Source organism: Archangium sp., assembly GCF_057119385.1.
Genome location: NZ_DBNGVP010000164.1, coordinates 132,794 through 140,739, shown reverse-complemented (window position 1 = coordinate 140,739; position 7,946 = coordinate 132,794). Strand labels below are relative to the sequence as shown.

The 7,946-nt window shown below is 69.1% G+C and carries 8 protein-coding genes; 5 read left to right on the top strand and 3 right to left on the bottom strand.

The annotated features are described in order from the left end of the window. Positions 1-338, bottom strand: a 338-nt coding sequence (locus AC16DP_RS40355; protein WP_483956962.1) for a protein kinase domain-containing protein, incomplete at its 3' end; no start/stop codon positions are given. Positions 339-959: 621 nt separating this feature from the next. Here AC16DP_RS40355 and AC16DP_RS40350 point away from each other — a divergent pair. From AC16DP_RS40350 to AC16DP_RS40330, 5 genes are read left to right on the top strand one after another with little or no spacing between them, the layout of a single operon-like run. Further along, complete coding sequence (locus tag AC16DP_RS40350) at positions 960-2,144, top strand: hypothetical protein (protein ID WP_329732089.1); 1,185 nt, start codon at positions 960-962, stop codon at positions 2,142-2,144. A gap of 15 nt (positions 2,145-2,159) precedes the next feature. Then, positions 2,160-2,873, top strand: coding sequence for a VTC domain-containing protein (locus AC16DP_RS40345; RefSeq protein WP_329732088.1), 714 nt, complete (start codon positions 2,160-2,162; stop codon positions 2,871-2,873). Positions 2,874-2,879: 6 nt separating this feature from the next. Beyond that, entirely contained in the window at positions 2,880-4,586 is a 1,707-nt protein-coding gene (gene tmk / locus AC16DP_RS40340) for a dTMP kinase (RefSeq protein ID WP_329732087.1), read from the top strand. A 16-nt stretch (positions 4,587-4,602) separates the two neighbouring features. Next, positions 4,603-5,310 (top strand): DUF4956 domain-containing protein, encoded by a 708-nt coding sequence (locus AC16DP_RS40335; protein WP_329732086.1) that lies wholly within the window; start codon positions 4,603-4,605, stop codon positions 5,308-5,310. After that, positions 5,307-6,068, top strand: coding sequence for a hypothetical protein (locus AC16DP_RS40330; RefSeq protein WP_329732085.1), 762 nt, complete (start codon positions 5,307-5,309; stop codon positions 6,066-6,068). The genes AC16DP_RS40335 and AC16DP_RS40330 overlap by 4 nt, the downstream gene beginning before the upstream one ends. Before the next feature lie 79 nt (positions 6,069-6,147). On the opposite strand, the gene AC16DP_RS40325 is transcribed toward AC16DP_RS40330, so the two are convergent. Beyond that, a complete protein-coding gene (locus AC16DP_RS40325; RefSeq protein ID WP_329732084.1) occupies positions 6,148-6,516 on the bottom strand; it encodes a DUF2019 domain-containing protein in 369 nt (122 codons plus the stop codon). Then, on the bottom strand, positions 6,513-7,895 hold the full coding sequence (gene sitA5, locus AC16DP_RS40320) for a SitA5 family polymorphic toxin (RefSeq protein ID WP_483956963.1): 1,383 nt from the start codon (positions 7,893-7,895) through the stop codon (positions 6,513-6,515). The genes AC16DP_RS40325 and sitA5 overlap by 4 nt, the downstream gene beginning before the upstream one ends. Positions 7,896-7,946 lie beyond the last annotated feature (51 nt).

Sequence of the window (7,946 nt, the reverse complement as noted above, 5' to 3'; positions counted from 1 at the left end):
CGCGCCGAGGGGTTGTCCTCCTGCGCCCAGCGGTGCAGCGGGCGGCCCTCCACGTACTCCATGACGAGTACCAGGAATTCGGGCCTGTCCTCCGGCCACTTCAGGTGGCCCACCAGCTTCACCACGTGGGCGAACGAGTGGCTCAGCAGGATGAAGAGCTCGCGCCAGCCCCAGTCCCCCACGTGCTCCAGGTGGATGAACTTGAGCGCGTACGCTCGCCCCTCTCGCCACGCCAGGTACACCCGGCCCTGGCCCCCGGCGCCCAGCTTGCGCTCGATGCGGTAGCCACCTACCACCCCGTCTGGAGGCAGCACTTCCTCCACCGGTTTGACTTTCATGGCACCCCTTCTCCGAGGACATGCACAGCGGACCGCGGAAGTCCGCTCATGTGCTTTACCTCCAGGGTGGGCAGGGTAGCAGACCCGGCAAGCGTCTCCGCGTGACCGGGGCGTCGGGTGACCCATGGTGTGCCGGGCCGTGGCATGTCGGGCTCACCCGAGGGGGAAAGGCCGTCTCCGAGGACTTCACTGGTAGACGTCTACCAGTCAAGACATACATGCACACCCTCTACCCCACACCCACCCACCTCACTGGTAGACGTCTACCACTGGGAGTTGGAGCCGTGGGGCCGGGAGGGCAACGGCCTTGGTCTACCCGACTCCACCTGAAGTCCGCTCGGAACCTTCTGGGTGAGAGACGCGAATCCACCCAGAAGCACGTCCTGCCTGATCGCACCTCCACCGCCGTGGCGACTGAAAACAAGCAGCTCCCGGAGCGGTAACTTCGACAGGCGCTCCACCCCCCCTCGAGTGGAAAATTCCTTCCCTGTCACGGACCTGTAACGCCCTGGTGACGGTGGGTTTCCGACGCGGGGACGAGGCGGTTGTCGGCTCGCGGACAGCCTCCCTCCGGGCACCCGGGTTGCACACCTCTCGCACGGACCGGGCGGGGAGGAGTGCATGGGCGAGCGGCGGAGGTTCGAGAAGGAAAGGCGGGGGCTCCTCGCCACGGTCCTCCTTTTGGGCATGCCGGCGTGGGCCGCGGAGCCCGCCCCGGAAGCGGAGGCGTGGCAGCCCGAGGCGGACGCGGCGGCCCAGCCCGAGGAGGTGGCCGCGCTGACTCCGGAGCTGGACACGCCCACGCCGGCCCAGGTGGAGGTCCCCCAGCCGGAGAAGAAGAAGGAGCCGAAGCCGAAGTGGGAGGAGCCGCTCTCGGAGGGCGGTGAGGGCACCGCGGCCAACGACGAGGAGCAGCGGGGACTGCGGGTCGTTCCCTTCGGGCGCGTCTTCGCCCGGGTGAGCGCGGACGAGCGCGAGCAGTACGCGCGCTCGCTCTCCATCGCCTCGGCGCGCGTGGGCCTGGCCGCGTCGCTGTCCCACGTGGAGGCGGAGGTGACGGCGGACCTGTCGTCCAAGTCGCTGCTCAAGGACGCCTTCGTGCGGGTGGCCGATGGGCAGAAGCGGCTGCGCCTCTACGGCGGCCAGTTCAAGGCGCCCTTCCTGGCGCGCGAGCTCGAGTCCGCGTGGCGGCTGCCGGTCATCCGCCGCGGGCTGGTGGCGGACTACCTGGAGGACACGCACCACCTGGGCGGCCGGCGGCTGGGCCTCATGGGCGAGGTGAGCCTCGAGGAGGCGTGGAAGCTGAAGGTGTCCGGCGGCGTCTTCCAGGGCACCAAGGACGACGACACGGGCATCCGCGCCAGCGAGGACGCCGCGCTGCGGGCCACCGTGCGTCCCTTCAAGGTCCTCACGCTCGGGGCGAGCTCCTACTTCGCGCAGTCCTTCGAGGGCGCGCGCACGTACGCGCTGGCGGGGGACGCGGTGCTGAAGCTGGGAGGTCTGGAGGTGACGGGCGAGTACGTCAACGGGCACCTGCCCACGGGGCCCTTCTCCGCGCAGATGGGGCTGGCCAGCTACACGCTGCCATTGGGGCTGGTGGAGGGCCTCGCGCTGCAGCCGGTGGCGGGCGCCGAGATGATGCAGCTGCTCGGCCCGCTGAAGGCCCGCGGCTACGCCTTCGTGGGCGGCTTCAACGTCCTCTACTCCGAGCACTTCAAGGCCCAGCTGCAGGCCGAGCACGCGCTGCGTCCCGGGGACACGGCCGCGGGCTTCGAGTACTCGCTGCAGCTGGCCACCCGCTTCTAGGAACGGAGAGAGACCATGCTCCAGTTCGCGGAAGGAGAAGTCACCAGGCTGCGCCGGGAGTTCAAGCTGGTGCTGGGCAGGACCGAGGCGCTCGCGCTGTGCTCGCGGCTGTCCTCGTCGCTGGGCGGCTACCTGTCGCCGCCCACGAGCATCACCTCCGTCTACTTCGACAAGCCGGGCTATCCGCTGGCACGGCGCTCGCTGGACACGCCGAACGACTGCCTCAAGGTGCGCACCAAGGAGTACTCGCCGGACGTGGGCGCCGGAGGCGTGCAGCGCGTGGTGCTGGAGGTGAAGCGCGAGCGCAACGGCCTCACCCAGAAGCGCCGGGTGTGGGTGCCGCGCGCGCAGCTGGGCCATGTGCTGCGGGGCGGCGTGCGGCTGCTGCCGCTCATCGCCGGAGGGAGCCTCATGCCGGTGCTGGCGGTGACGTACCGGCGGCACGTGTACCAGTGCTCGCAGGCGTGGCGGGTGACGGTGGACCGGGACATCGGCTTCCACGGCATTACGCCGGAGCTGGCGCTCTCCGAGACGACGCTGAGCGCGGAGCGGCTGGGTGAACCGCTGGCGCAAGACGAGCGGGTGGTCGTGGAAGTGAAGCACCTGGGGGAGGAGCTGCCCGAGTGGCTGGCGGCGCTCAACCCCGGGAGGAAGCCGGCGTACAGCAAGTTCGCCGAGGGGATGGCGAGGGTCCACGACTTCGTCGCGGACGGGATTCTGGGGGGCTGAGCAACCGTGTTCATCGACTTCGAAGGCATCGACGGCAGCGGCAAGACGACCCTGTCCAACCTCCTGGCCGAGCGCCTGAGGCGGCTGGGCTACCGGGTGGCGCACGCGCGCGAGGGAGGAGAGCTGCGCTCGCCCATCGCCCGGCGCATCCGCGAGCTCACCCGCGACTCGAAGCTGCTGGAGATGTCGCCGCGCACCGAGTTCTTCCTCAACCTCGCCCGCGACGCGCAGCAGCTCGAGGAGGTCATCGCCCCCGCGCTCGCCCGGGGCGAGGTGTGCATCAGCGACCGGTACCTGTACTCGCAGCTGGCGCTGAGCGGCGGCGGGCGCGGGTTGCCCGGCTCGGCGCTCGAGCCGGCGTGTGAGCTGGCCTCGCAGGGGCTGTGGCCGGATCTGGTCATCCTGGTGGACGTGGATCCGGAGCTGGCCCGGCTGCGCAAGCGCCTGGGGAAGAGCAAGGGCGAGCGGGTGCCGGACTCGGACAGCCGCAAGGGGCTGGCGGGCGCGGGCCTGGCGGTGCGGATGCGGGAGGCCTTCCTGGCGCAGGCGCGGAAGGATCCGGCGCGCTGGTTGATCATCGAGAACAATGATCAACCGCTGCACGTGCTGGAGCAGCGGCTGGTGGAGGCGGTGGTGGCGCGGCTGGAGGGCCGGGAGCTGCCGGCGCAGCGGATGACGCCGCCGAGCCCCACGCCGGTGCAGGTGCCGTCGACGGTGGACGAGGTGGAGGAGCACTTCTTCCGCGTGCTGGACGGGCTGGAGGTGCGCGAGCCGCAGCTGGCGGTGTGGCTGCTGGGCGGCATCCCCGGCTTCCCGGCGCACCAGCGGCGGCTGGGCTACGTGGAGCGCTTCCCGGGGCTGACGGTGCGCAGCCTCACGGGCCTGGACGACGAGCCGGCCCGGGCCCTGCGCGAGCTGCTGGCGGAGGTGGTGCCACAGGAGGTGGCCATGAGCCTGGGCTCCAACCCGTCCCCGCAGGCCATGGCCCTGCGCGAGCGCCTCTACGCCCACGCACCCGCGGACGTGCTCGGCGGCCTCAAGCACAACGACTCGCCCGAGGCGTGGGCCCTGCGCGAGCACGCGCTGCGCGAGGGGCGCCTGAGCGAGGTGCTCTGCGGACTGGCCGGGGTGGACGACGAGCCGGCCTGGGCGGCGCGGGAGCAGGGCGTGCGGCGGGGGCTGTACGCGGACGTGGCGCGCAGCCTCACCGGCCTGGACTCGGCCCGGGCGGACGCCCTGCGCGAGAGCCTGGTCGGCCATGACCGGCTGGCGGTGCTGCGCAGCGTGCAGGGCCTGGACACGCCCTTCGCCCGGCAGCTGCGCGTGGCGCTGGAGGACAAGGCCCTGAAGCTGGTGCTGCGCTCGCTGTCCGGGCTGTGCGGCGATGAGGCCTTCGCCCTGCGCGAGCGCGGCGCTCCGTTGACGAAGGAGGCCCTCGACTCACTGGACGGGTTGGATGATCCGCGCGCCTGGAGGCTGCGCGAGGCCTTCGTGTCCCGCTGGCCGGCCACGGTGGTGTCCTCGCTGGAGGGACTGCCACTGACGGAGCGGGCCGAAGCACTCGTGCTGCGCGCGCTGGAGCTGACCTCCAGCCGCCTGCCGGTGCTGCGCAACGCCTACCGCCTCGTGGCCGCCTCGCACCTGGCCGCGCACCCCTCGGAGCGCAGCTCGCAATGGAGGGCCGGGGATGACGCCCCTCGGCCGGCGCTCTGAATCGAAAGGACGGGCAATGGACGGGCTGTTCTCGGGATTCATCCAGCACGAAGCCACCTCCGGGGTGTCCCATCCCGGCGCGGGCGTGATGTTGCCCCGCCTGATGGCGGCGGTGCTCATCGGCACGGTGCTCGCGCTGAGGCCGTGGCGCCTGCTGACGCGCAAGGCGCTGCCCAAGGCGGAGATGATGCAGGCCCAGGTGCTGCTGTGCACCGCCGCCGCCGTCATCACCGCCGTCATCGGCGACAGCACGGCCAAGGCCTTTGGACTGGTGGGCCTGGGCAGCTTCGTGCGCTTCCGCTCGGGACTGAAGGACCCGCGTGACGCGGCCATCCTCTTCCTGATGATCGGCCTGGGCATGGCGTGCGGACACGGCAGCCTGGAGCTGGCCGGGGTGGGCACGGCCTTCGTCGCCGCGCTGCTGCTGGTGCTGGACTTCTTCGAGAAGGCGCCCGTGCTTCAGAAGCAGCGGGTGCTGGTGTCGGCCCAGGCGGATGACCTGGCGGGCGCGGAGGCGTGGCTGAGACAGCGGCTCGGCGAGCGCAACGTGCTGGTGCGCAGCTGCGCGCTGGACTTCGACGGGCGGCGGCTGGAGCTCGAGGTGGAGGAGAAGGAGCCGGGGATGATCGCGTCGGCGCTGAGCCGCCCGGCGGGCAGCCCGATCCGGGGACTGAGGTGGTCGGAGATGCCCTCGAACAAGGGGCTCTGGGAGGAGCGGGGATGAGGCGTTGGGGGTGGGCCGCACTGGTGGCGGCGATGTGTTGGGCGGGGTGCGGGGAAGGTGGAAGCCTGCCCACGGGAGACCAGGGGCCGCCGTCCACGACGAACCAGGATGGAACGGTGGACCTGCCGGACATTCCTCCCGGCACGGGCGGAGGGACGACGGACCCGGAGCAACCGGCCCCGTTCACGAGCCTCTGGCCGCTGACGGCGGGCTCCACGTGGACGTACCGCATCACGGATCCGGTGAAAGGCACCTTCGAGAAGCGGGTGGAGGTGCTGGGAGAGCAGGCGGTGCCGGAGACGAACATGCGGGCCATCGCGGTGCGCAGCACGCAGCCACACCTGGAGGAGCTGTCCTGGCAGCTCGAGGTGAACGGGGTGGTGGTACGCCTGCGCGAGGAGGACCGCAAGGGGGAGACCCTGGCGCGGGTGACGACCTGGAATCCCGCGACGGTGAAGGCCATCGCGACGGAGCGGCCGGTGGGTTGGCGCTACGACTCGGACATCCGGGAGCTGACGCGCCTGGGCGACGGCACGACGGAGGACAAGGACAAGACATACATCTGGCGCGTGGAGGCGGTGAACGAGACGGTGGTGACACCGGCGGGCACCTTCACGAATGTCATCCGCATCAAGCGCGAGCGTGGGGACAAGGACAACCAGGAGCGCACGTACTGGCTGGCGCCCGGCATCGGCAAGGTGAAGGAGGACGGCGAGCGGCTGGAGGAACTCGTGTCCTACGATGTGAAGAAGCCCTGAACAGACTTCATTGCATCAACGGGCAGGGGCGAAGGGGCGGATTGAGGCCAGCCCCTCCCCCTGCCTCGCTTCTCGCTGATCAAGATGATGATCTCGAACGCCAGCCCATCAACACGGTCTCGGCGTTCAAGTTCAAAGGCAAGGGCCCTTCCGCGGCAATCCGCTCGAGCACGGGTTCCGCACGCTCAGGAGCGAAATCGAGCGACTGGGACGCGGCCCAGGAGCGGACCGACATGTCGGGATGCTCGAGAAGCTCGAGCAATCTGCTTCGAGTATTGGGCCCCAGCACCAGCAAGTCGCGATGCACTTGCATGATGCGAGAATGCAGGCGATTCGCTTTCTTGTGATCGAACTCGCTCAACGCCACCCCATGAAGCTTCGCGAGTTCGATGTACTTGTCTATCAAGCTCCCCACGTCATCATGAGCCTCTCCCGAAACACGCTTCACGGAACGACTCCGAACCTGCGCAGCACGGAAATCCCATACTCCCGCTGCGCCTCATAAGACTGCTGCCTTATCCACTCGCGAACGGTCATGCTCCAGCCTTGCGGTTTCGAGGAGTACCAGGCGGATATCCTCGTGTGGATTGCCTCGTCCAGGGGAATGACGTTCTCCGTATTGTGCAGAGCTTCGGCCCCGAACCTCTCCGTGTTGTGTGGGTGTTTCTCGACGATGTGATGCCACTGCTTGCCCTTGCCCGCGGAGCCCATGACGTCCTTGAAGTCGTCGAAGGACTTGAATGCGCGATGCCCATTGGAGAGCAGCCTGCCCTGTCTGATGAGCCTGGAGCGCCCGCCTTTTCCATCCTGGGGCGCCATGGCAACGGCATTGGCTGGCAGCACGACGCGGATCGTGCCCTCGGGCACGGAGACGATGATCCGCTCAGCCCCGGTCGAAGCCTCCATCATCCGCATGCCAGTCGTGGTCTCGACCCTGCGCGCAGCCTGCCCAAAGCCCGGCAACTTCGGTCCTCTCGAGAGCAGAGCTGCCGTCTCGCCCAACGCCGCCGTGCCCAACAAGACAAGAATCCGCACGCTGTTGGGGCCGATGACCTTCCCGAACCGCGCGCCCGCCTCGCGGAGCTCCTCGAAGGTGGTGGCTTGGGCCGAGTCCTCCGCGAGTTGCACATAAGCCCGGAGCAAATCGAAGAACTCCCAACCGAGATAACCCCACATCATCATGGCGAACGCGGCGGCCACCCCCTTGGACACCGGCTCGGGCATCACCAGCAACGCCAACCAACCCGAGATGGCAACACTCACCGCCGTCCACAACTGCGTGGAGGAGAGCATGGCCCGCAGCTCCGCATCGCGTGCCTCCAGGGCTGGACCCACGGCCAATGCCAGGGCGATGCTGCGCTTGTCATCGGCTTGAAGGGAGGGCCCATCATCGAACAGCGTCAGGCAGTCGCCCGGACTGCCTCGCCGGTCGCAAAAGCGCCCGTACGCTCGCGCCAGTTCCGAATGCCACGCATCCCCGACCAGGGGTTCGGAAACCAGCGCCAGCCTCCGGCCCACGTACAACCGAGGGCAGTCCGTGACCACCCTCAGCGGCATGTCGAGCACCAGTTCCGTCAGGGCGCCACGGAACTGCGCATCAGACACCCGCACTGGCTCGAAATCCGTGGGCAGGTGGATGAAGACCGCTTCGCCCTCGATCGACTCCCCGTTCGCCAACTGTGCACGAACGCTCAAGGACTCCCGTGCTCGTCCAGGCGGTGTTCCCGTGGCACACGCGCTCAACAGCATCAGCACCGATAGAGCCAGCGCTCCCCCACGTACGTGGAACTGCTTGAACCTCCGTGGGACGGTCGAAGAAGGAGCCATGTCGTAGCCCATCAGTAAAACGGCCTTCTATCCCATTTCCACGAGCGTGAG

Excerpts from the sequence above, each read along its gene's own strand:
- sitA5 (WP_483956963.1), bottom strand. The coding sequence starts at position 7,895 with ATGGCTCCTTCTTCGACCGTCCCACGGAGGTTCAAGCAGTTCCACGTA.
- AC16DP_RS40335 (WP_329732086.1), top strand. The coding sequence starts at position 4,603 with ATGGACGGGCTGTTCTCGGGATTCATCCAGCACGAAGCCACCTCCGGG.
- AC16DP_RS40350 (WP_329732089.1), top strand. The coding sequence starts at position 960 with ATGGGCGAGCGGCGGAGGTTCGAGAAGGAAAGGCGGGGGCTCCTCGCC.
- AC16DP_RS40330 (WP_329732085.1), top strand. The coding sequence starts at position 5,307 with ATGAGGCGTTGGGGGTGGGCCGCACTGGTGGCGGCGATGTGTTGGGCG.
- AC16DP_RS40345 (WP_329732088.1), top strand. The coding sequence starts at position 2,160 with ATGCTCCAGTTCGCGGAAGGAGAAGTCACCAGGCTGCGCCGGGAGTTC.